General features: G+C 69.8%; 22 protein-coding genes. 5 read left to right on the forward strand and 17 right to left on the reverse strand.

Going from position 1 to position 22288, the window contains the following annotated elements; all coding sequences use genetic code 11:
* Positions 1–22: 22 nt before the first annotated feature.
* A complete protein-coding gene (locus MYSTI_RS32470; protein ID WP_015352063.1) occupies positions 23–595 on the forward strand; it encodes a cytochrome c oxidase assembly factor Coa1 family protein in 573 nt (190 codons plus the stop codon).
* A gap of 75 nt (positions 596–670) precedes the next feature.
* Here the strand turns inward: MYSTI_RS32470 and MYSTI_RS32475 are convergent, their stop codons facing one another.
* From MYSTI_RS32475 to fsa, 4 genes are all read right to left on the reverse strand, one after another.
* A complete protein-coding gene (locus tag MYSTI_RS32475; protein WP_015352064.1) occupies positions 671–1636 on the reverse strand; it encodes an electron transfer flavoprotein subunit alpha/FixB family protein in 966 nt (321 codons plus the stop codon).
* 28 nt (positions 1637–1664) lie between these two features.
* Entirely contained in the window at positions 1665–2462 is a 798-nt protein-coding gene (locus MYSTI_RS32480; protein WP_015352065.1) for an electron transfer flavoprotein subunit beta/FixA family protein, read from the reverse strand.
* 150 nt (positions 2463–2612) lie between these two features.
* Entirely contained in the window at positions 2613–3749 is a 1137-nt protein-coding gene (locus tag MYSTI_RS32485) for an acyl-CoA dehydrogenase family protein (protein WP_015352066.1), read from the reverse strand.
* Positions 3750–3928: 179 nt separating this feature from the next.
* Positions 3929–4579, reverse strand: coding sequence for a fructose-6-phosphate aldolase (fsa, locus tag MYSTI_RS32490; RefSeq protein WP_015352067.1), 651 nt, complete (start codon positions 4577–4579; stop codon positions 3929–3931).
* A gap of 146 nt (positions 4580–4725) precedes the next feature.
* Between fsa and MYSTI_RS32495 the strand changes: the two genes are divergently transcribed.
* Positions 4726–5784 carry a KpsF/GutQ family sugar-phosphate isomerase gene (locus tag MYSTI_RS32495; RefSeq protein ID WP_015352068.1) on the forward strand — a complete coding sequence of 353 codons (1059 nt, stop codon included), beginning with the start codon at positions 4726–4728 and terminating at the stop codon, positions 5782–5784.
* A 51-nt stretch (positions 5785–5835) separates the two neighbouring features.
* Here MYSTI_RS32495 and MYSTI_RS32500 read toward each other — a convergent pair whose 3' ends face one another.
* From MYSTI_RS32500 to ku, 10 genes are all read right to left on the reverse strand, one after another.
* Positions 5836–7203 carry a tetratricopeptide repeat protein gene (locus tag MYSTI_RS32500; protein ID WP_015352069.1) on the reverse strand — a complete coding sequence of 456 codons (1368 nt, stop codon included), beginning with the start codon at positions 7201–7203 and terminating at the stop codon, positions 5836–5838.
* Positions 7200–7724 (reverse strand): 2-amino-4-hydroxy-6-hydroxymethyldihydropteridine diphosphokinase, encoded by a 525-nt coding sequence (gene folK / locus MYSTI_RS32505; RefSeq protein WP_015352070.1) that lies wholly within the window; start codon positions 7722–7724, stop codon positions 7200–7202. Before folK ends, MYSTI_RS32500 begins: the two co-directional genes overlap by 4 nt.
* Entirely contained in the window at positions 7721–8494 is a 774-nt protein-coding gene (locus MYSTI_RS32510; protein ID WP_015352071.1) for a fumarylacetoacetate hydrolase family protein, read from the reverse strand. The genes folK and MYSTI_RS32510 overlap by 4 nt, the downstream gene beginning before the upstream one ends.
* Positions 8491–9306: a 4-hydroxy-tetrahydrodipicolinate reductase gene (dapB, locus tag MYSTI_RS32515; RefSeq protein ID WP_015352072.1), complete on the reverse strand. Its 816-nt coding sequence runs from the start codon at positions 9304–9306 to the stop codon at positions 8491–8493. Before dapB ends, MYSTI_RS32510 begins: the two co-directional genes overlap by 4 nt.
* A gap of 29 nt (positions 9307–9335) precedes the next feature.
* Positions 9336–10223, reverse strand: a complete 888-nt coding sequence (gene dapA / locus MYSTI_RS32520) for a 4-hydroxy-tetrahydrodipicolinate synthase (protein ID WP_015352073.1) — start codon at positions 10221–10223, stop codon at positions 9336–9338.
* Positions 10224–10239: 16 nt separating this feature from the next.
* Positions 10240–11484 (reverse strand): diaminopimelate decarboxylase, encoded by a 1245-nt coding sequence (lysA, locus tag MYSTI_RS32525; RefSeq protein ID WP_015352074.1) that lies wholly within the window; start codon positions 11482–11484, stop codon positions 10240–10242.
* Positions 11481–11720, reverse strand: a complete 240-nt coding sequence (locus tag MYSTI_RS32530; protein WP_015352075.1) for a hypothetical protein — start codon at positions 11718–11720, stop codon at positions 11481–11483. The genes lysA and MYSTI_RS32530 overlap by 4 nt, the downstream gene beginning before the upstream one ends.
* Positions 11721–11722: 2 nt before the next feature.
* On the reverse strand, positions 11723–13534 hold the full coding sequence (locus MYSTI_RS32535) for a TIGR04551 family protein (RefSeq protein ID WP_044281891.1): 1812 nt from the start codon (positions 13532–13534) through the stop codon (positions 11723–11725).
* Between the two features lie 128 nt (positions 13535–13662).
* Positions 13663–14484, reverse strand: coding sequence for a bifunctional DNA-formamidopyrimidine glycosylase/DNA-(apurinic or apyrimidinic site) lyase (mutM, locus tag MYSTI_RS32540; protein WP_015352077.1), 822 nt, complete (start codon positions 14482–14484; stop codon positions 13663–13665).
* A 109-nt stretch (positions 14485–14593) separates the two neighbouring features.
* On the reverse strand, positions 14594–15511 hold the full coding sequence (gene ku / locus MYSTI_RS32545; RefSeq protein WP_015352078.1) for a non-homologous end joining protein Ku: 918 nt from the start codon (positions 15509–15511) through the stop codon (positions 14594–14596).
* 160 nt (positions 15512–15671) lie between these two features.
* Between ku and MYSTI_RS32550 the strand changes: the two genes are divergently transcribed.
* Entirely contained in the window at positions 15672–16496 is an 825-nt protein-coding gene (locus tag MYSTI_RS32550; RefSeq protein WP_015352079.1) for a M48 family metallopeptidase, read from the forward strand.
* A gap of 89 nt (positions 16497–16585) precedes the next feature.
* On the forward strand, positions 16586–18427 hold the full coding sequence (locus MYSTI_RS41135; RefSeq protein ID WP_015352080.1) for a S1C family serine protease: 1842 nt from the start codon (positions 16586–16588) through the stop codon (positions 18425–18427).
* Between the two features lie 8 nt (positions 18428–18435).
* Here the strand turns inward: MYSTI_RS41135 and MYSTI_RS32560 are convergent, their stop codons facing one another.
* The 3 genes from MYSTI_RS32560 to MYSTI_RS32570 all read right to left on the reverse strand — a co-directional run bounded on the left by MYSTI_RS32560 (position 18436) and on the right by MYSTI_RS32570 (position 21296).
* Entirely contained in the window at positions 18436–19476 is a 1041-nt protein-coding gene (locus tag MYSTI_RS32560; protein WP_015352081.1) for a YihY/virulence factor BrkB family protein, read from the reverse strand.
* Between the two features lie 99 nt (positions 19477–19575).
* Positions 19576–20352, reverse strand: coding sequence for a bactofilin family protein (locus tag MYSTI_RS32565; RefSeq protein ID WP_044281893.1), 777 nt, complete (start codon positions 20350–20352; stop codon positions 19576–19578).
* A gap of 56 nt (positions 20353–20408) precedes the next feature.
* On the reverse strand, positions 20409–21296 hold the full coding sequence (locus MYSTI_RS32570; protein WP_015352083.1) for an MTAP family purine nucleoside phosphorylase: 888 nt from the start codon (positions 21294–21296) through the stop codon (positions 20409–20411).
* A gap of 93 nt (positions 21297–21389) precedes the next feature.
* Between MYSTI_RS32570 and MYSTI_RS32575 the strand changes: the two genes are divergently transcribed.
* Positions 21390–22280, forward strand: a complete 891-nt coding sequence (locus MYSTI_RS32575; RefSeq protein ID WP_015352084.1) for a hypothetical protein — start codon at positions 21390–21392, stop codon at positions 22278–22280.
* Positions 22281–22288 lie beyond the last annotated feature (8 nt).

Below are 22288 nucleotides of genomic sequence, written 5' to 3' on the forward strand. Positions count from 1 at the left end.
TGGCCCAAGGAGGGATGGGTTCATGAGCGCGACGCCCGAGGGCTCGCTGGTGCCTCAGCAGGGTTGGTGGGGCCGCAACTGGAAGTGGGTGGTGCCGGTGGGGTGTCTGGGGCTGCTCGCCTCGTGCGGCTGCCTGGGCTTCGTCGTCGTCGGACTGGGTGTCTCGTCCGTGACGCAGAACATGGGCGCGTACACGGAGGCGGTCTCCATCGCCACCAACGACGCGCAGGTGCGCAAGGTGATGGGCGCGCCCATCAAGGCCAGCGGCTTTCCCAAGCAGACGCAGGTGAACTCCATCAACGGCGTCACCCGCGCGCAGCTCGCCATCCCGCTCGACGGGCCCCAGGCGGACGGCATGCTCCAGGTCGACGCGCGCAAGGAAGGCGACGGCGACTGGCACTACGACGTCCTCACCGTGGAGGTGGAGGGCGGCACGCGCATCGACCTCCGGGACGATGCCCCCTCCGAGCGCGACCTGCTCCCCGAGGGCGACGACTCCGGTGAGCCGCCTCCGCCGCCGCTCGAGGAAGAGGAGCCGCCCCGCCGCGATGCCCCGAAGCCGGGCTCCGGCAAGGACAGCGACATCGAGCTGTAGCCCGCAACGACAAGGGGCGGCGCGAGGAGTCTCCCCGCGTCGCCCCCCATCACGCCCGTGAAGGGCGGAGCACGACTACTTCAGCTTCTGCAGCTCCGCGCGCAGCTCGGGCAGGACCTTGAAGAGGTCCGCGACGATGCCGTAGTCGGCCACCTGGAAGATGGGCGCCTCGGCGTCCTTGTTGATGGCGACGATGGTCTTCGAGCTCTTCATGCCCGCCAGGTGCTGGATGGCACCGCTGATGCCCGCGGCGATGTACAGCGCCGGAGCCACGACCTTGCCCGTCTGACCGACCTGCAAGTCGTTGGGCACCCAGCCCGCGTCACACACCGCGCGGGACGCACCCACGGCCGCGCCCAGGTCATCCGCCAGCGCTTCAATCTCCTTGAAGTCGCCCTTGGTGCCACGGCCACCGGAGATGACGACGCGCGCCTCGGTCAGCTCCGGGCGGGCGCTCTTCACTTCCTTGAACTCGACGAACTTCGTCTTGGAGGCTTCCACCTTCGGGGCGAAGGTCTTCACCTCGGCGGCGGCCTGGCCACCGGCGGCCGCGGCGAACTCCGTGGCGCGCACGGTGAACACCTTCACCGGCGTGGTGAGCTTCACCTCGGCGAACACGTTGCCGGCCCACATGGGGCGGGTGAAGGTGACGTCCGCGCCCGAGCCGTTCAGCCCGGTGATGTCCGTGGCCATGGCGGCCTTCAGGCGCGCGGCGAGCCGGGGCATCAGGTCCTTGCCCTGCGCCGTGGACGCCATGCCCACGTAGTCCGCCTTCAGCTCGGTGGCGAGCGTGGACAGCACGGGGGCGTACGTCTCCGCGAGGTAGTGCTCCAGCTCCGCGGCGGCGCCCACGTGCACGGCCTTGGCGCCCGTGGTCTTGAGCTCGTCCACGACCTTGGCGGGGTCCTTGCCCAGGATGGCGATGTGCAGCTCCGCGCCGGCCTTGTCGGCCAGCTGCTTGCCCGCGCCAATGGCGTTGAGGGAGGCCTTGCGGAGGTGCCCGTCCGGCTGCTGCTCGGCGACGATGAGAACGATTGGCATTGGAGTGTCTCCGTATCTTCCGAGAGGGTTAGACGACCTTCGCCTCGTTGCGCAGCTTGTCCACCAGGGTGGCCACGTCCGGCACCTTGATGCCGGCCTTGCGCGCGGGCGGGGACGCCAGCTTCAGGACCTGGATCTGCGGGGTGACGTTCACGCCCAGCTTCTCCGGCGTCAGCTCCTCGATGGGCTTGCTCTTCGCCTTCATGATGCCCGGGAGGCTGGCGTAGCGCGGCTGGTTCAGGCGCAGGTCCGTGGTGACGACGGCGGGCAGCTGGCACTCCAGCGTCGCCAGCCCGTTGTCGACCTCGCGCACCACCTGGACGGCCTTCTTGTCCGCGGTGAGCTTCACGGCCGGCTCCTTGTTCTTCTCCTCGGCGCTCTCCAGCGACTCCACCTTGGAGGCGAACGTGGCCTGGCCCCAGCCCAGGAACTCGGCCAGGTACTGGCCCACCTGGTTCTGGTCGTCATCGATGGACTGCTTGCCCAGGACGACCAGGTCCGGCTTCTCCTTCTCCGCGACCTTCTGCAGCAGCGCCGCGATGCCCAGCTGGTCCAGCGGGCCCGTGTGGTTCACCCACACCGCGCGGTGCGCGCCCATGGCCAGCGCGTGCCGGAGCTGCTCCTGCACTTCCTTGCCGCCGATGGACACCACCACCACTTCGCCCGTGTGCTTGGCGACGAGGCGCAGGCCCTCTTCGACACCAATCTCGTCGAAGGGGTTGATCTTGTACTTGAGCCCCTCCTGGACGATGCCCGAGCCGTCGGGCTTCACCTTGATTTTGGACTCGGGGTCTTCCACGCGCTTGGCGGTGACGAGGATCTTCACGGCTGGCTACTCCTTGCGGGAGGCGTTTTAGAAGGCTGGAAAACAGTCCGTGCAAGCCGCCTTGACGCGGCGCGCGAACGGCCTGGGTTAATAGGCATCCGGGTGTCACGGCGGCAATGGGAAACGGCCGCCGGACACGGTTCTGCGGTTCTACTTGAACAGTTCTTTGGCGATGACGAGCCGCTGGACCTGGCTGGTGCCCTCGTAGACCTGGATGAGCTTGGCGTCGCGCATCAGCTTCTCCACGGGGTATTCCTTGATGTAGCCGTAGCCGCCGTAGACCTGCACCGCGTCGGTGGCGACCTTCATGGCCATGTCCGCCGCGAAGCACTTGGCGTAGCTGGACTGGAGGCTGTTGCGCTTGCCCTGGTCCAGCAGCCACGCGCTCTCGTAGGTGAGCATGCGGGCGGCGTGGGTGTTCATGGCCATGTCGGCAATCATGAACTGGATGGCCTGGTGCTCGATGATGGGCTTGCCGAACGTCTTGCGCTGCGAGGCGTACTCCATGGAGTGCTCGAGCGCGGCGCGGGCGATGCCCACCGAGAACATGGCGGTGAGCGGACGGCTGTTGTCCAGCGTGGCCATGGCGATGGAGAAGCCCTGGCCCTCTTCACCGATGCGGTTGGCGACGGGCACGCGCACGTCCTCGAACGTGAGCGACACGGTGTCGCTGGCGCGCTGGCCCATCTTGTTCTCGTGCTTGCTGACGGAGAGCCCCTTGGGGCGGCCCTCGACGACGAAGCAGGTGATGCCCTTGTGCTTCTTCGCCTTGTCCACCGTCGCGAACACCGTGTACTGCTCCGCGTGCCCGCCGTTGGTGATGAAGCACTTGGCGCCGTTGATGACGTACTCGTCACCCTCGCGGCGCGCGGTGGTCTGCATGTTGGCGACGTCGCTGCCCGCCTCAGGCTCCGTCAGGCAGAACGAGGAGAACTTCAGCCGCTCCGCGAAGTGGCCCAGGAGGCGCTTCTTCTGCTCCTCGGTGGCCGCCAGGATGATGGGCAGGTTGGCCAGGTCATTGGCGATGATGGACGTCGCCACGCCGGCACAGCCCCAGCTCAGCTCCTCCGCGACGATGGTCTGGTCCAGGTGCGACAGGCCCACGCCGCCGTACTCGGCGGGGATGGCCATGTTCAGCAGGCCCAGCTCGAACGCCGTGGCCAGCAAGTCCCGGGGGAAGGTCGCCGTCTCGTCGTAGTGCGCCGCCTTGGGGCGCACCACCTCGCGGGAGTATTTGCGCGCCGCCTGCTGGAGCGCGCGCTGGTCCTCGGTGAGCTCGAATTCCATGAGATTCCTCGCGATTCGGTCGACGTGTTGACTCGGGAGTCAACGAATACATGCCGCCACGCGAAATCTCCAGCCCAACTCGCCGAGGAAAGTGGAGCCCCCGGGGGTCGGGCGGCGCCCCGGGGGGTCCAGTGGACATCCCGGGGGCCTTGGAGGGCTGCTCCGGCCCTCTTCGGGGACTACTTGGCCTTGGGGACCTTCTCCCAGTCCGCGAGGAACTTCTTGATGCCCGCCTCGGTCAGGGGGTGGTTGGCCAGCTGGGTGATGACGCTGTACGGCAGGGTGGCGACGTGGGCGCCCATGCGGGCGGACTGGAGCACGTGCACGGGGTTGCGCACGCTGGCGACCAGCACCTGGGTGTCGAAGTCGTAGTTCGAATAGATCTCGAGGATGTTGGAGATGAGCTCCATGCCGTCCTGGGAGATGTCATCGAGCCGACCGACGAAGGGCGACACGTAGGTGGCGCCGGCCTTCGCGCACAGCAGGGCCTGGTTGGCGGAGAAGATGAGGGTGACGTTGGTGCGGATGCCCTCGGCGGTGAGCGCCTTGACGGCCTTCACGCCCTCGACGCCCATGGGAATCTTCACGACGACGTTGTCGTGAATCTTCGCCAGGACGCGGCCCTCGGCGATGAGGCCCTCGGCGTCCAGCGACACGGCTTCGGCGCTGATGGGGCCGTCGACGATGGAGCAGATTTCGCGGATGGTCTCCTCCAACCCGCGGCCCACCTTGGCGAGCAGCGACGGGTTGGTCGTGACGCCGTCCACGCAGCCCATGGCGTGGGCCTTCCGGATTTCTTCCACGTCCGCGCTGTCGATGAAGAACTTCATGTCGTCACTCTCCTGGATGCCCCCATGAATGAGGGGCGATGTGGTCGGCCCTGGGGGGCCGTGCGAGCAGGCGCGTAACCGAAGCCCCCCCACGCGTCAAGGGTGGCCACCCGAGGTGTCCGGGGTTACAAGGCGAACCCGCCGCCATGCCTCGTTCCTCCCGCGCCGCCGCCAAGAAGCCCCGCTTGCGAGCCCTCCCCGGCCGCTCCACTCCAGCCCCCTCGTCCGAGCCGGACGACGAGGCCCTGCTCGCGTACGCGCGGGACGTGCTGGAGGTGGAGGCACGCGCGGTGCTGGGCGCCACGGCGGGGCTGGGTCAGCCCTTCGTGCGCGCGGCGCGGCTGGTGCGTGCATGTGCGGGTCAGGTGATTGTGACGGGCATGGGGAAGGCGGGCCACATCGGCCAGAAGCTCTCCGCCACGCTCGCCTCCACGGGCATCCGCTCCGTGTTCCTGCACCCCGCGGAGGCGGTGCATGGGGACTTGGGACGCGTGGCGCGTGGGGACGTCATCCTCGCGATGTCGAACAGCGGCGCCACGGAGGAGCTGTTGCGGCTCCTGCCCGCGTTCAAGCGCATGGCCACGCCGGTCATCGCGCTGACGGGGGACACGAACAGCGCGCTCGCGAAGGGCGCGGACGTGGTGCTGGACATCGGCCGGATTGAAGAGGCCTGCCCCATGGGCATGGTGCCCACCGCGTCCACCGCGGCGCTGCATGCGCTGGGGGATGCGCTCGTCATGGCGGTGATGCGCTCGCGCACCTTCGGGACGGATGAGTACGCGCTGCTCCACCCGGGTGGGAAGCTGGGGCGCTCCGTGCAGCGCGTCTTCGAGTTGATGCGCACGGGGGACACCAACCCGCTGGTGCGCGACACCGCGACGCTGACGGAGGTGGTGGGAGTGATGACGAAGACGCCGGGCCGTCCGGGCGCGGCGTGTGTCGTGGACCGCAAGGGGCGGCTGGTCGGCATCTTCACCGACGGAGACCTGCGCCGCCGCGTCGAGCAGGGCAAGACGGACTTCACGGTGTCGGTGCGCGAGGTGATGGGGAAGAACCCGCGCTGCGTGACGCCGGAGACGCTGGTGATGGCCGCCACCGCGCAGATGCGCGAGCTGAAGGTGGACCAGCTCCCCGTGGTCGACGCCGAGGGCCGCGCCGTGGGCCTGCTCGACGTGCAGGACCTGCTCGCCGCGAAGTTCGTCTGAAGCGGCGGCACCACCGAGGGCCTGTCGGACACAGGCCCTCGAGCGCAGCGCCTACTGCGACAGCTTGGCCTGAAGCCCCGCCGTGTTGAACGAGGGCGCATCCGAGGCCAGCTTCCGCCACAGCGCCTTCGCGCCCTTCTCGTCGCCCTTGGCCTTGAGCGTGTCGCCCAGCGCTTCCACGGCCGCCGGGGCCGTCTGGATGGCCACGCCCCACACGCGAGGCGCCATCTCACGCTCCAGGCTCACCAGCGCCCAGGCCATGCCCGCCTTCGCGCGGCCGTTCTCCGGCTGGAACGGAACCACGCGCGTGTAGTTGGCGAGCGCCTCCTTGAAGCGGCCCTTCGCCAGGTGCTCCTCGCCCTCATCCACCAGCTTCGCCAGGCCCTGCTCCAGCTCCGGCGTGCGCTCGGTGTTGTTCACCGAGTCCATCATCTCCTGCGTCAGCGGGCGCGGCGCGTCCTGCGCGGGGCCCGTCGGCGCCTGCGACAGCCGGATGCGACGGTCCTCCGCGCGCGAGGCCAACAGCTTCGCCCGGCCTCCCGCCTTCACCGTCTCGTCCACCAGCCCCGCCAACCGCTTCGCCGCCGTCGCGCGAGCCGACTCCGGACGCGCCACGGCCTGCACCGCCTCGAACCCGTCCTTCGCCTGCTTCAGCGCCGCCAGGTCCTCACCCTTCGTCTCGAACAGGAGCGCGGAGCGGCCGAACAGCGCCTCCTCATGCCGGGGCTCCACCTCCAGCACCGCGCCATACGCCACCAGCGCCGCCGCGGAATCTCCGGCCAGGAAGTGCGCGTTGGCGCGCATCACCCCGACATCGAGCGAGGGCTCCAGCGCCGCGCGAGCACACGCCGCCGCGCCCGCCGCATCGCCCTTCTTCGCGCGCTCCTGCACCACCGCGCTCAACGACTCCAATGCCTGCCCCGCCGTGAAGCCGCAGCCCGCTGCCTCCGCCGTCGCGAGCGGCGCCTTGCCCAGCTTCTTGCGCTGCGCGAGGAACACGTCGCGCACTGGCTTCGCGCGCGACTCCGCCTGCTGCAGGTACGTGATGGCCTCCGCGTTGCGGCCATTCAGGTAGTAGAGCCGACCCAGCGACGACGCGATTTCAAACGTCTTCTCGCGGTCCTTCAGGCCCTCCGTCGAGTCGAGCTGCTTGAGCAGCTCCTCCGCGGACGGAGGCGCCTTGCCCGTGCCCGACAGCGGCGGATGTCCCGAGGGCAGCGGCCCCGTCGGCATCGCCGCGGACGGCGCCGTGCCCTCCACGGAGGGATGGCCTTGCGGGAGCGCACCAGCCGGAGCCGCGGACGGCGTGGCGGGCGACACCTGGGTCCCCGGGGGGACAGGCGGGTGACCAGGGGGCAGCGAAGAGGGGGGCTCGGCGCTCAGCAGCGCGAAGGTGGCCAGGGCCAGGGGGAGGTTCATGTCTCGTTGCTCGGCAGGCTCGCTTCGGGCCACCAGGTGGCCTCACTCCTCCGGACATCCTGCGGGGCGAGTTTCCCGAGGAGCTCCTTCACCGACATTCCCAACACGGGGTGCAACAAGTCCGGCGCCAGCTCCACCAACGGCTCCAGCGCGAAGCGGCGCTTGTGCAACTCCAGATGCGGCACCTGGAGATGAGGGTCCGCCACCACCTGCCCCTCCCAGAAGAGGATGTCCAGGTCGATGGTCCGAGGCCCCCAGCGCACCTCGCGCTTGCGGCCCAGGTCCTTCTCTATCTGCTGAAGGATGCACAGCAGCCGCTGGGGCGACAAATCACACTCCAGCGCCACCACCGCGTTGAGGAAGCGCGGCTGCGGCGGCCCCACGGGCGCGCTGTCGAAGAGCGAGGAACAATGAAGCACCGCCACCGCGTCGATGCGGGACAGCGCGGTCAAGGCGGCGACCAGGTGGGACTCGCGGTCCCCCTCGTTCGAGCCCAATCCAACGTAGACAAGGGTGCTCACGGCTCCATCTCAACTGGATTGAGCAGCGTCCCGATTCCCTCCACCTCCACCTCCACCGAGTCACCGGCCGACAGCTTCCCTACCCCCGAGGGCGTCCCCGTGCTGACCATGTCCCCCGGCAGCAGCGTCATGATCTGCGAGATGAAGGCCACCAGGCGAGCAGGACTGAAGACCATGTCCGACGTGCGGCTGTCCTGGCGCACCTGCCCGTTCACCCGGCAGGAGATCTGGAGGTCCAGCGGAGACAGGCCCGTCACCGCCCACGGTCCCGCACAGGCGAAGGTGTCGTAGCCCTTGGCGCGGGCGTGCTGAATCTCGCGCTTCTGGATGTCGCGCGCGGTGACGTCGTTGAAGCACGTCAGGCCCCAGATGGCGCGCGCTGCCGTCATCTCGTCGGCGTTCTTCAGCCGCTCGCCGATGATGAGCGCCAGCTCCGCCTCGTAGTGGACCTCCTGGCTCGCCTTCGGGATGCGGATGGGCGAGCCCGGCCCGTTGAGCGCGGTGGAGGGCTTGATGAAGATGAGCGGCTCGGTGGGGACGGGCTTGCCCATCTCCTCCGCGTGCTTGCGGTAGTTCTGCCCGACGCAGACGACCTTCGACGCGTCGGAGGGCACCTGCAGCGTCACCAGGGACAGCGAGCGACGGATGCCGGTGTCCTTCGCCCCGCTCAGCCAGGGGGCCGAGGAGAGCACCACCACCTCGGAGCCCTCGACGCGGCCATGGTTCGACCGGCCCTCGTGGAGGAAGCGGCAGTAGCGGGCGGTCGTCATGAGTTCCCCTGGAAGCCGAGCACGTCGGCCATGTCATACAGCCCGGGCGGGCGGCCCACCACCCATCGCGCGGCGCGCAGCGCGCCCAGGCCGAACTGGTCCCTGCTGGTGGCGCGGTGCGTGAGCTCGATGCGCTCGCCCTCGCCGAAGAAATACACGGTGTGCTCACCCACCACGTCGCCGCCGCGCAGCGTCTGCACGCCAATCTCCTGGGCGGGGCGCGCGCCAATCTGCCCATGGCGGGAGAACGTCAGGTCCTCCTGCGTGCGACCCAGCGAGGCGGTCAGCACCTCCGCCAGCCGCAGCGCGGTGCCGCTGGGCGCGTCCTTCTTCATGCGGTGGTGCGCCTCCAGCACCTCCACGTCGAAGCCCGGCCCCAGCACCCGCGCCAGCTCCGCGGCCACGCGGATGACCAGGTTGACGCCGACGGACATGTTGGGCGCGGCGACGATGGGGACCGTCTTCGCGCACACGGCCAGCTCCGCGAGCCCCTCGGGAGAGAAGCCCGTGGAGCCACACACGAAGGCCACGCCGCGCGCCGCGCACGCCTTCGCGTGGCCCACGCTCACCTCGGCGCCGGTGAAGTCGATGACGACGTCCGCCTTCGCCGCATCCAGCGCGCGGCCCAGGTCGTCCACCACCTGCACCTCCAGCGCGCCCAGCCTCGCGGCGAGCCCCGCGTCCAGCCCCACCGCGCTGCTGCCGGGCCGCTCCGTGGCGCCCACCACCCGCAAGTCCGCCGTGTCGCGAGCCAGCCGCAGCAGCGTGCTGCCCATGCGTCCGGTGATGCCGGTGATGACGATGCGAATCATGTGGCCGCGCTCCTCACGTCTCGTGGCGCTCAGTGCTTCAGGAGGCCCAGGAGCCGCAGCTCCTCGCCCAGCTTCACCGCGTTGGGCTCCGTCATGGGCACCAGCGGCAGCCGCACCTCCGGCCCGAAGAGGCCCAAGAGGTGCAATCCCCACTTCACGGGGGTGGGGCTGGACTCGATGAAGAGCAGCCGGTGCAGGTTGTTCATCTTCACCTGCAGCTCGCGCGCCTTCGCGATGTCTCCCGCGCGCGCCAGCGCCACCAGGTCCGCCATCATCCGCGGCGCCAGGTTGGACGAGACGGAGATGACGCCCTTGCCACCACACGCGATGAACGGCAGCACCGTGAAGTCGTCGCCGGACAGCAGCGTCAGCCGGTCGCCGCACTTCTCCAGGAGGTCCACGGCGCGCGCCATGTTGCCGGTGGCCTCCTTGATGGCCACCACCTCCGGGATGTCACACAGGCGCAGCATCGTCTCCGGCAGCAGGTCCACACCGGTGCGGCCCGGGACGTTGTACGCGATGATGGGGAAGCCCGGGTGCGCACGCGCCACCGCCCGGAAGTGCTCCACCATGCCCGCCTGCGTGGGCTTGTTGTAGTACGGCGTGACGATGAGCGAGCCATCTGCTCCGGCCTCGCGCACGCGCGCCACGCTCTCGATGACCTCCGCGGTGTTGTTGGAGCCCGCGCCGCCGACGACTTTCGCGCGGCCCTTGGCCTCCTCCACCACCACGCGCACCGCGCGGGCCCGCTCGTCCGCCGTCATGGTGACGGACTCGCCCGTGGTGCCCATGGGAACCAGCACGCTGGTTCCGCCCTCGATCTGCTGCCGAACCAGCGCCCGGAACGCCGACTCATCCAGCGCGCCATTCCGGAACGGGGTGGCCAGCGCCGTCATCGAGCCTTCGAAGGTCATCATGCTGGCGCTTATATGTTCAGGCCCGCTCGCCGCGCCAGAGATCCTCGGTGCGCTCCCGCTCCCGAACCACCCGCCACGCCTCGCCGTCCACCAGCACCTCGGCCGGGCGGGGACGCGAGTTGTAGTTGGAGGCCATGCTCATCCCGTAGGCCCCGGCGCTGAGAAAGGCATACAGCTCGCCCGCTTGGGGAAGGACCAGGGAGCGGGCCTTGGCCAGCACATCGGTGGACTCACACACCGGCCCCACGACGTCCACCTCCACCGCCTTGCCGCCGCGCCGCTTCACCAGCGGGACGAAGCCGTGGTGGGCCTCGTAGAGCGCCGGGCGCAGGAGGTCGTTCATCCCCGCGTCCACGACGGCGAAGCGCCGCGCGGGCGTCTGCTTGCGGTACAGCACGCGCGTGAGCAGCACGCCCGCGTTGCCCACCAGTGAACGTCCCGGCTCCAGCACCAGCCGCGCCCCGGTGTCCTTCGTCGCCGCGCACACCACGCGGGCGTACTCGGCGGCGGAAGGGGGCGTCTCGTCCACGTAGGTGATGCCCAGGCCGCCGCCGACGTCCAGGTACTCCAGCGCGTGCTTCTGGGCCTTGAGCGCCAGGTACAGCCCCGCGACCTTCGTGAGCGCCGCGCGCAGGGGCGCGCTCTGCGTGAGCTGCGAGCCGATGTGACAGTCCAGCCCCGCGGCCCGCACGCCCTTCATCTTCCGCGAGCGCGCGTACAGCTCCACCGCCTCCTCGAAGGGCACGCCGAACTTGGACGTCTTCAGGCCCGTGGCGATGTAGCGGTGCGTGCGCGCATCCACCTCCGGGTTGACCCGCAACGCGAACGGCGCGCGGCGGCCCATGCGACGACCCACCGCGTCCAGCGCCTCCAACTCCTCGGCGCTCTCCACGTTGAACAACAGGATGCCGGCGGCGAGCGCGGCCTCCATCTCCTCCGCCGTCTTGCCCACGCCCGCGAACACCGTCTTCGCCGGGTCGCCTCCCGCGTGCTTCACGCGGGCCAGCTCCCCTCCGGAGACGATGTCGAAGCCTCCGCCCAGCCCGGCGAACAGCTTGAGGATGGCCAGGTTGGAGTTGGCCTTCACCGAGTAGCAGAGCAGCGGCCGGGCCTCGGCGAAGGCCTCCGACACGGCGAGGAAGTGCCGCGTCAGGGCCTCGGTGGAATAGACATAGGTGGGCGTGCCCACCGCGTCGGCGATGGCGGGCAGCGGCACCTTCTCCGCGTGCAGCACGCCCTTGCGAAAGACGAATGAACTCACGGAGAACCCGCGTCTTCGATGGGCGTGGGCGTCAGGATTCCCGCGTCCGTCGTGGCCATCAGCGACGGCCCCGCGGTCTCCACGCTCGTCTGCTCCGTGTCCGACGGCGGCGGAGGGGTCTCCGTCGCCGGGACAGGGGCCGCCAGGGGCGGCTTCGGGGCCCCCTTGATGCCGCACGCCACCATCCCCAACGCCAGGATGGCGGCGACACTCAGCGACGTGAAGGCCCGGGACATGGCTAGAACTTGATGCCCAGCCAGCCACGCACGGTGTGCGGCGTCTCCAGGTCGACCTGGGGATCCAGGTTGAACGCCTCCAGGCCCGACATCGGGAAGAGGATGCCGTAGGCGACGCCCGCGATGAAGCCGTCCTCGGACGTGTAGTCCACGCCCGCGTTCAGCTCGATGCCCAGGGACTTGTTGAGCGAGGACGGCGTCGACTCGGAGTAGATGGCCTGCGAGTAGATGATGCGGCCCCACAGGTCGATGCCCGGCGCCACCGAGTACTTCGCGGACGGCCGCACGTAGAACGCGTCGGTGATGCCGCCAATCAGCTCACGCCACAGGATGAGGTCGACGCGGTAGTCGCGGTTGAAGCGGAAGTTGCGGATGTCCTTGTCGGAGCAGCCACCGCTGTCGCAGCGGTACTGGGGCCCTTCCACGTCGCCGCGCTCGGGGTAGAAGCGGTCCGAGTTCGGGCCATTCTTGCGGCCCGGGTAGTTGCCGAAGCCCGGCGCCTTGTCGCCCGAGGCGAAGCCCAGCTCCATGTTGATGGACAGCTTCTGGTCCAGGAACTTCATCTCACCCTGGACCACGCCGCCGAACTGCGTCACGTCCAGGCTCTGGTTGAAGGACGTCTCACCGGGGATGAGCGCGCGGTTGCCAATCTTGCCGAGCACCGCGGCGAGCTCGAACTCCACCCGCCAGTTGCGCTCCTCGTAGCGCAGCCAGAAGTCCGGGATGTACAGCGACGCGTCGCGGGGGATGAAGCCGCTCGGGTTGCCGTTGGCGTCCTGCGTGTCCTGGTAGCGCTGCGTGCGCCAGGCGAAGTGCAGGCCGTACTGGAGCACGCCCTGGTTGTTCTCCAGCTTGGAGCGGATCTGCGCGTCCGTATCGCGGCGGGCGATGGCCAGCACCCAGCTGTGGGCGTCATCCGCGTTGGTCAGGTCGATGGGCTCGCCCTGGGCCTCCTTCTTGCTGACGGTGCCCTCCGCGTTGAAGTCCAGCATCGGCGTGATGTACCAGCCGGCGAACGGCTCGGTGACGAACTGGATGCGGTCCACGGTGTCGCCGTAGTCGCAGTCGAAGCAGTTGCCATCGTTGCGCATCATGCCCAGGCCCCACTGGCTGCCCATGCGGCCGAAGCGCAGGATGCCCACCGGGGTGTTCACCTCGCCGTAGGCGCGGCGCAGCTTGATGGAGTCCGACAGCGTGTCACCCAGCGACTCCTGGTCCTCGGAGAAGATGGTGAAGAGGTTGCGCTGCTGGCCCGGGTAGAGCGTGTCGGGCGAGGCGCCCATGACCATGTTGTCCAGGCCGTCCACCTGCAGCTTGATGCGGACCTGCTCGGACACGTTGAACGTGGGGTCCAGGCGCAGGCGCATGGTGGCGAAGGCCTGGGTGCGGTCTCCGGCGCGCGGCGAGCGCGGGAAGATCTCCGGGACGCTCGTCGGCCTGCCCAGGTCGAACTTGTAGAAGAGCGTGGGGCGCAGGCGGAAGTAGCCGTCGAGCGAGAAGATCTCCAGCTTGCGCTGCTCCTCCGGGTACTCCTCGCTCCACTCCTCGCCGTTGAGGGACTGCTTGGCGGCCTCGGCGCGAATCTCTCCGCGCAGCTCCTGCTTGGTGGCCTCCAGGTCGTCGCGGGTGACGGCTTCGCCCTCGGGGGCGGGGGGCTGCGCGGGGGCGACGGCCGGAGACTCGGCGGAGGTGGCGGGCGCGGGCGCCGGCGCGGACTCCGTGGCGGGAGCGGGCGGCGGCGTGCTCCCGGCAGGCGCCTGGGCGGCGGCCGTGGAGGAAGCGACGAGCAGCGCCGCCAGCAGGACGTGAGACATGGGCAACGATCTCCAGGGCCGCTCGGGGCGGCCGGGTCGGAAAGGCGGGCGATTCAAGCCATGGGACAGGGGGGTGTCAACGCCAACCGGGACGCGAGTTCGCGCCGTCAACGCCAAGACGTCAGGAGTCATTTCCCGACCCTCCCCCGGGGTTGGCACTTGGGACAGGCATAAGTGGTGCGTCCGGCCTGGGGGAAGGACTCCACGGTGGAACCACACCGGGAGCATGGGCCGTCCCCCCGGCCATACACCAGGAACGGATTCTCGGAGCCCCCCTCCTCCAGGTACACGGGCTCCTCCCCCTCCTGCTCCTCGAGGCCGAAGTCGATGCTCTCGCGGATGGCCTGGACCAGGCGCTTCCAGTCGTCCGGGGCGAGGGTGGAGGGCTTCCGGGCGGGGTGGAGGTGGGCGCGGAACAGCGCCTCCGCGGCGTGGATGTTCCCCAGGCCGGCGATGCGGCCCTGGTCCATGAGGGCCACCTTGAGGTCCTGCTTGGAGGTCCCCACGGCCTCGGCGAGCTGCCCCGCGGTGAGGCCATCCGCCAGCGGGTCGCGCCCCAGGGCCTTCACCACGTCCAGGGAGCGCAGGCTCGCGGCGGGCGCGGGCTCCATCCGTCCGAACATCCGGGCATCCGCGAAGTGGAGCACGTGGCCGTCGTCCAGGTGGAACCGGGCGCGGCTGAAGCGCACCTCGTCGCCTTCCTTGCGGCGGACGAACTTGCCCGTCATCCCCAGGTGACCCAGGACGCCGTGGCCATCCTCGAAGGAGAAGAGGAGGTACTTGCCCCTGCGGACGAGCGACGTCAGCCGGCCGCGAATCTTCGTGAACGCGGCGCGCTCCGCGCCACGGAAGATGCGGGTGTCATCCGCCTCCGCGCGCACGAGCTGATGTCCATCGAACCAGCGCACCAGGTTGCGCCGAGCGATTTCCACTTCGGGTAACTCAGGCATCCGCCCTGGCACATAGCACCGGGGCTCGCCCGGCCCACGCATTTCTTGCGGCCATCTGTGCGCCAGGACTCAGCGATGACCACCGCACATCCCCGGCCGGCGCGTCTGCTCAGGACGAGGAGGGCTCGCCTCCGTCGTCGTCCGACCGCTCGCGGGACGGCGGCGTCGGGGGGCTCTTCTCGCGGGTGTCGCGGGCCGCCAGCGAGGGCCGCACCCGCAAGGTCCCTTCGGAAGGGGGCGTCGCCGGCCCCGAGCGGAGCGCCTCCAGGCCCTTCTCGAGCACCCCCAGCAGCGCCTCCGCCGCCACCACCCGCATGCGCGGTGGCCGCCGCGAGCGAGGACCGGAGTGGGCACGGCGCTCCAGGAAGGCCATCACCCGCTCACGGTGGACATCGGGATGACGGCGGGGGTCGAAGTCGACGGAGCGCGACGCGATGAGGCTCCGCAGGGCCTCCAGCTCCCCCGAGTCGAGGGGAGTCCCCGCCGTGGCCTGCTCGGCGAGCGCTTCCGGGGCGACCCTGTCCTCCATCGCGTGCAGGGTGGTCAGCACGAGCCCCCGTCCATGAGGCCGCACGAGGCACAGGTGCCCCTTCTGGTACAGCACCAGCCGCCCCACGCCCGCCCGGCCCGAGTCCTGGAGCGCCGCCGTCAGCAGCGCGTACGCGTGCTCCGCGCCCTGGGCGGGGACCAGGTGGTAGGACGTATCGAACAGCAGCGAGTCCACCTGGGCCGGGTCGACGAAGTCCTCCAGCGCGAGGACCCGGCTGGCCGTGGGGTCCAGCGCGTCCAGCTCTCCGCGCGTCACGGTGACATGGCGTCCATCCGGCAGCGTGTAGCCCCGCACCACGTGGTCCAGGGGGACCTCCTCGCCGTCGACCGAGCACACCCGCTTGTTCTGGATGCGAGCGCCGTCCGCGTCGTGGAGCAGGTGGAATCGCGCCTGATGGGAGGCCACGGCGCCGTGGAGACGCACCGGGAGCGTCAGCGGTCCGAAGCTCAGCGACCCCACCCAGACTGGACGCGACATCACGGCCTCCTCGTCTCTCGAAAGCTCGGTCCCCGAGGGCGCGGAGGCAAGACCCGGTGGGAAGCGGCACGAGGGGCTTGCCGTCGAGGCGCACGCTGCCCAAGAGTCCGGGCGGTCGCTCTCTCAACGCATCAACCGGAACAGAAAGGCGCACGTGGCCATGCAGCGGATTCTCTCGGCGGTTTGGAGCCTCGCCCTCGTCATGGGTGTGACGGCGGGCTGCACCCAGCAGCGCGTCCAGGCGGAGAAGGCTCTCGCGAAGACCTTCATCACGGATGAGCAGGAGGAGGAGATCGGCAAGCAGGTGAAGCAGGAGCTGGAGCAGAAGGAGAAGGTCAAGTACGTGCAGGACCCGGCGGTCGTCGAGTACGTGCGCAACCTCTCGGCCCCCATCATCCGGCAGGCCACCAAGGACCGGCCCGGGGTGAAGTGGAAGATCAACGTCATCGACGACCCGAAGCAGGTGAACGCGTTCGCGACGCCGGGTGGCTACCTGTACGTGTACACGGGCCTCATCCTGGCGTCCGACACGGAGGCGGAGCTGGCGGGGGTCATGGCGCACGAGGCGGGGCACGTCGTCGGCCGTCACTCGGCGCGGGCGATGGTGAACCAGATGGGCCTGCAGACCGTCACGCAGGTCGCGCTGGGGCAGAACCCGGGCGCGGCCGCGCAGGTCGCCGCCCAGCTCGTCGGGGGTGGCGCGATGCTGGCGCACAGCCGCAGCGAGGAGTCGGAGGCGGATGAGTATGGCGCGCGCTATTCGTCCGGCGCGGGCTATGACCCGCGGGGCCTCATCACCTTCTTCGAGAAGCTCCAGGCGATGCAGGGTCAGTCGCCGGGCATCATGAAGTGGCTCAGCACCCACCCGACCAACCAGGACCGCATCGCGGACCTCCAGCGGTACATCTCGCAGAAGAACCTGCGCGGTACGAACAACAGCCCCGGGCAGCTTCCGGCCATCAAGCAGAAGCTGGGCGGACGCTGAGCCTTTTCGGATGGAAGTGACCGCGAGACCTCGGGCCCCGCGCCCGAGGTCCACGCGGTGAAGCACCTGAAGCGCAGGGGGAACCCGACATGTCAGACGAGAGCAAGACGAGGTGCCTCCGGTGCGGCGCGCCGGATGCGGGGAATGTGGCGAGGTGTGTCTGCGGCTCCAGTCTGCTGGTCGACGTCGTGCTGAAGCAGGCCGTGGAGGATGAGCGCCTGCGCTTCGCGCTCGCCCGAGCCATCGCCCTGCTCGGCGCGCCCGCCCCCGCCTTCTCCGAGGCACGCAAGGCGCTGACCACCCCGGAGCTCCCCATCGTCCGAGGTGCCTTCCGCGCCTTCGCCGAGAAGCTCCTCGCCGTGTTCTCCGCCCATGGCGTGAGCGCGGCCCTCCGCCCCACCGAGGCGCTCGCGGTCGCGCCCCCGCCCTCCAGCGCACGGCGGCTCCGGGGGGTGCCCATCGCCGCGCTCGTCCTCGGCGGGGTCATCGCGGGCCTCTGGATGGCCCGCTCGCCCAAGCTCGCCCGCGCGACCTCGGCCGTCGCGGACCTGGTCCCCGGCGGTGGCACCGAAGCAGCCCCCGAGGCCGCGAAGCCCCCGGCACCAGCACCCCTGTCCACGAAGGAGATTGGCCGCCTCGCCACGCCCAGCACCCTCAGCTTGAGGTGCGAGGGGAAGATGGGCTCCGGCTTCTTCGTGGAGCCCGAGCTGGCGCTGACGAACGAGCACGTGGTGTGCCCGCCCGGGAAGATGATGACGGTGGTGCTCCCGGATGGCCGCCAGTTGCTCGGCGAGACGCTGAAGCGCGACGCGGAGCTGGACATCGCCACCGTGCGCGTCGTGGGCGCCAACGCGCGCCCCTTGAAGCTCGGCGACGTCACCCAGCTGGAGCCCGGGGACCCGCTGGTCATCATCGGCAGCCCCAAGGGGCTCGACTTCACCGTCCACGAGGGGAAGGTGGGCTTCGTGGGCCGGCAGTACCTGGGCACGGGCTACGTGCAGGTCAACGCCTCCGTCAATCCAGGCAACAGCGGCGGGCCCCTGCTGAATGGCCAGGGCGAGGTCGTCGGCATCGTGTCGCTCAAGATCGAGAACGCGGATGGCCTGGGCCTCGCGCTGCCCCTCCCCTACGCCAGCAAGCTCATCTCCTTCTCCCCGTCCCCCGAAGCCAGCGCGCGCTGGGAGGAGCAGCTCGAGCGCGTGGCTCGGGACGAGGAGCGGGAGATGGCGCGCTTCAAGCAGGACACGGGACAGCCCGCGCTCCTGCCCGTCCGGAACCTCGAGGGGCTGGGCCTCATCGCCCTGCTCGTCGAGCGCTTCGACGCGCCCCCCACGAGCGTGAAGCGCCGCATGGAACTCGAGGCCGGTGGCACGACCTGCACGCTCGACGTGGAGTTCGACGACTGGCGCCCCTTGAGCGAGGCCATGAACCAGGAGAAGGACTCGCGCCGCCTGCGCTGGTTCATCTCCCGAGGCCTCACCTCGGGAGTCTATCTGAGCGGCGCGCGGCTGCCCGTGGAGACCTGCGCACTGCCCTCTGCGGGGAGCGCGTGGCTGAAGGTGGGCCAGGGCGGAGAGAACCCCGAGCGCGTCGAAGTCCCGCTCCAGGACATCCAGGCCGCGCGCGATATCTGGAACCGCAACCCGGCGGGCATCAAGCGCTGGGAGCAGAACCGCTGGCGGCAGCGGCAGGAGAACGCACGCACGCGCGAAGAGGCGGAGCGGTGGCGCACCTCCTTCAGCAAGGCGCGGGCGCGGCTCGCCCGCTTCGAGGCGGAGCGCGACCAACTGAAGCTGGAGGCGGCCTCCGGCAAGCAGGTATCGAAGCGCCAGCGCGAGGTCGACTCCGAGGTGAAGCTCGCGAGCGAACAACTCGCGGACCTCGAGCGGCACGCCACCCAGCAGAACGTCCCCTCGACGTGGCGCCAGTAGACACCGGTTCAGTGCAGCGAGGACGAGGGAGGCCGCCCGCGCTCCGACGCGGGTGGCTCGGATGAAGTCCCTCGAGCCGAACGTCGGCGCCAGCGCCAGAAGGCGAGCCTGGAGCGCGACGCCTCACTTCGCTTCGCGGCGCCTGGGGTGACGTGGGGTGCGCTCGTGGCGGGCGCCCCTTCACCCGCCACCTTCTCCAGCACCTCCCCCTTCGCGTGAGCGAGGACGGCGTTGAGCTCTCCGCCCAGGATGAACACGAGCCCGGAGATGTAGAGCCACAACATCAGCACCACCACGCCACCGATGGAGCCATAGGTGACGTTGTACTTGCCGAAGTGCTCCACGTACTGCGTGAAGCCCCACGTGCTCGCCATCCACGCCAGCGTCCCGATGACGGAGCCGGGCGTGAAGTACCTGAAGCGGTGTTTCACGTCCGGCAGCAGGTAGTAACAGAGTGACAACACCAACATCACCAGCCCGGCGGTGAAGGGCCAGCGCACCCAGGACCAGACGAGGTGGAACGCCTCCTGGACGTGCATCTTCGCCGCCAGCCACTCCCCCAGCCTGCCGCCCAACAGGAAGATGGCGAAGGACAGCGGAATCAGCAGCGTCCCCACCAGCGTCAAGAACACGGCCAGACCCTGCGTCCTCCAGATGGGGCGCGACTCCGGCACGTCGTAGGCCAGGTTGAGCGCCTTGCGCAGGGCATCCACGCCCCGCGAGGCCGACCACAGCGCCACCAGCAGACCCACCGTGAGCAGCTTGGGCTGCTGCTGGGACACCAGGGACGTCAGGTGCTGCGTCACCACGGCCAGCGCCTGCGTGGGCACCAGCGGGCGGAGGCGGTCCAGCATCGCGTCCACCGCGCCGGGAGCGAACGGCAGGTACGCCACCAACGTGACGAGGAAGAAGAGGAACGGGAACAGCGAGAACAGGAGGTAGTACGAGAGCTGCGCCGCGAGGTCCGTGACGGTGTCGTCCTGGAGCTCCTTCACGAAGCGCCGGATGAACTCGCGCCAGGTGAGGTCCTTGAGTCGCGGCAACCGCATCCTCCCCTCCTCCCTCCCGTCGTTCGGGTAACGGAAGGTGGGGTCCGGAGCGCCCATCAGCAGCAGGCCGTCAAGCGAGCCCCTGCTCGCCTCCCAGGGTCACTTCTTTCGACGAGCAGGCGACTTCCGTGCCAGCGCGGGGTGGCCCCGTCGGATGAACGCGGTGAGCTTCTCCGTGTCGATGGCATCGATCCACGGAGCTTCGGGGTCGGCCTCCTCGCCTTCTTCGTCCTCGAAGACCTCGTCGGCGAAGACCTTCAACAGCTTCGGCGAGAGCAGCTCGCGCACGCGGCGGTCCGTCTCCTCGATGAACACGTGCTTCTCGGCGCTCCGGAGGTGCTTGTCGTCGCCCGTGACGAGCCGAGCCTCCACCCCACCATGCACCTTCACCGCGTGCTCGTTCGTGTAGACGAAGGGCGCGCGGACGTCACCGAACACCTCGCCGCAGGCGTCGTTGTCGAGAAACAAGAGCGACTGGGTGGCGACAAGGTCCCCGTGCACCTCGAGGAAGCCCCGGGTGATGACGTCACGAGCACGCAGCGAGCCGGTGACGATGACGACCGACTCCGGGTCGAGCGAGTCCTCGTAGCGCCCCTTCACCACGAGGTCGCCGTCGACGATGAGGAGGCCGATGCGCGGCCGCCGCCCGGGCGTGAGCTCCTCGAGGGCGAGGCGTCCCACGTGGAAGACGATGTCGCTGTCGGCGCGGGCTCCAGCGGCGCGCTCTTCGATGAAGCGCTTCGCGGCGCGCGCGGTGCTCGACTTCGCGAACGTCCCTCGAGCGTGCTTCTTCACCAGCGCCAGCGCGGTCTCCGCGGTGAGGGTCCCCGCACTGAAGCGCTTCGCCTGGGGTATCAGATGTCTCGTCGGGGCCATGATGTCGTCACGATACCGCACGCCCACCCCACGCCGGGGTGGCCCGCCACGGACCGCTAGACGACGTTGGGCGGCAGGTATCTGCCCAGCAGGGGACGAAGGCGGGAGCGCACCTCGTCGGGGATGCGCGTGCGCTCGGTCCACAGCGCCATGGCCAGCGCGGAGTCACAGCGACAGGCCAGAGGAGCCTCGGCGATTCGAGGCAGCGCGCGCCGGATGAGCGCGGCCCCCTTCGCGGTGACGTTCTGGATGTTGTGCGACAGCCGCGACAACAGGCCCTCTTCCTCCTGCCCCGGAGGCTGCGCCTGCCACGAGTCATGGTCCGTGGGCAGCGCCACCACGGCGTAGTGCAGCTCCGCCTCGCGAGCGAGCCGGGCCTCGGGCATGGCCGTCATCCCCACCAGGTCCGCGCCCCAGGCGCGATACAGGAGGCTCTCCGCGCGCGTGCTGAGCGAAGGCCCCTCCACGCAGACATAGGTCGCCTGGGAAGGCACGGCGGTTCCACTCGCCGTCGCCGCGTGGGAGAGGACCTGGCGGAGCGTGCCGCAGAAGGGGAACCCCAGCTCCACGTGGACCGCGATGTCGTCGTAGAACGTGCAGGGGCGCCGGTAGGTGCGGTCGATGACCTGGTCGGGGATGACGAGCTGGAGCGGCGGCAGGAACTCCTGGAGGCTGCCCACCGTGCTCGTGGCGAGCACGTGCGTCACCCCCAGCTGCTTCAGCGCGAAGATGTTGGCGCGGTAGGGCGCGCGCGTGGCGTTGAAGAGGTGGCCCTGGCCATGGCGGGAGACGTAGACGACGGAGACCCCGTCCAGCTCGCCGGAGAACAGCGGCCCCGCATGAGGGCCGAAGGGGGTTTCGAGGGTGTGCGATTCCAACCGACCCGAGAGCCCCAGGAATTGCTCCAGCCCATGGCTCCCGATGATGCCCACCCTGACAGCCATGTTCCTCCTTTGGCGCTCCCGGCCGCGCCCCCCGACCATAGCGCGCCCCCCTGGCGCGGGAAGGCTCGAAGACTGGTAGTTTTCGTTATGGCCATGCGTTCCCTCCCCTTGCTGCTACTGGCGCTCGCCGCCAGCCCCGCCGCCGCGCAGCGCGGCGCAGTCCCCTCCGGCTGTCAGGAGGACTACGCCACGTGCAAGGAAGACTGCTCCATCGAATACGGCGGCAGCTCGCGCACCGTGAAGAAGCTCACCCAGTGCCTCGGCATCTGCATGGAGAACCGGAGCGAGTGCAGCGACCGGCACTCCGCCATCCGCGGCCTGCCCGAAGGCGTGGTGGCGGACGAGCCTCGCCCTCGGCGGATTCCCAACACCAAGCCGGTCAACCGGGAAGACGACCCGTTCGGCGACGCGTCCCCGAACCGCGACACGGAGACGACGCGGCGGCCGACCAACCGGGAGGATGACCCGTTCGGCGAGTCGCGCCCGGAGCGCCCTCCCGGGCCGCGCGGCGAGTATCGCGCGGACACCATGCCCGCCGAGGACACGCGTCCCGCGCCCGAGGAGGCATCACCGCCGCCTCCTCGAGACACGGAGCCCGTCCCCACGGTGTCGCGGCAGGGCGTCTATCGCACGCCGGCCGCCGAGCCGAAGCCGCCTCCCGCGCCCGCGCCCGAGCCCGCGCCGGCCTCGGACCTCGATGAGGGACTCGAGCCCCTCGACACACCGCCCGCGCCCACGCCCACGGCCGCCACGAAGCCTGCTCCCGCCAGGTCCTCGCCTCCGCCGAAGTCCGAGCCCGCGATGGCCTCCAGCACCGAGGAGAAGGACCCGCTGCTCGACGAGGAGCCGCCGCCTCCTCCGCCCAAGCCCACCGCCGCCGCGAAGAAGCCCCCTCCGCCGCCGCCGTCCAACTCCTCGCGCCCGGCGATTCCTCCGGAGCCCAAGAAGCAGGACATCTCCGAGTGGGACCCGAACGGAGACTGACGCGCCTG

Source organism: Myxococcus stipitatus DSM 14675 (assembly GCF_000331735.1).
GTDB classification, from domain to species: domain Bacteria; phylum Myxococcota; class Myxococcia; order Myxococcales; family Myxococcaceae; genus Myxococcus; species Myxococcus stipitatus.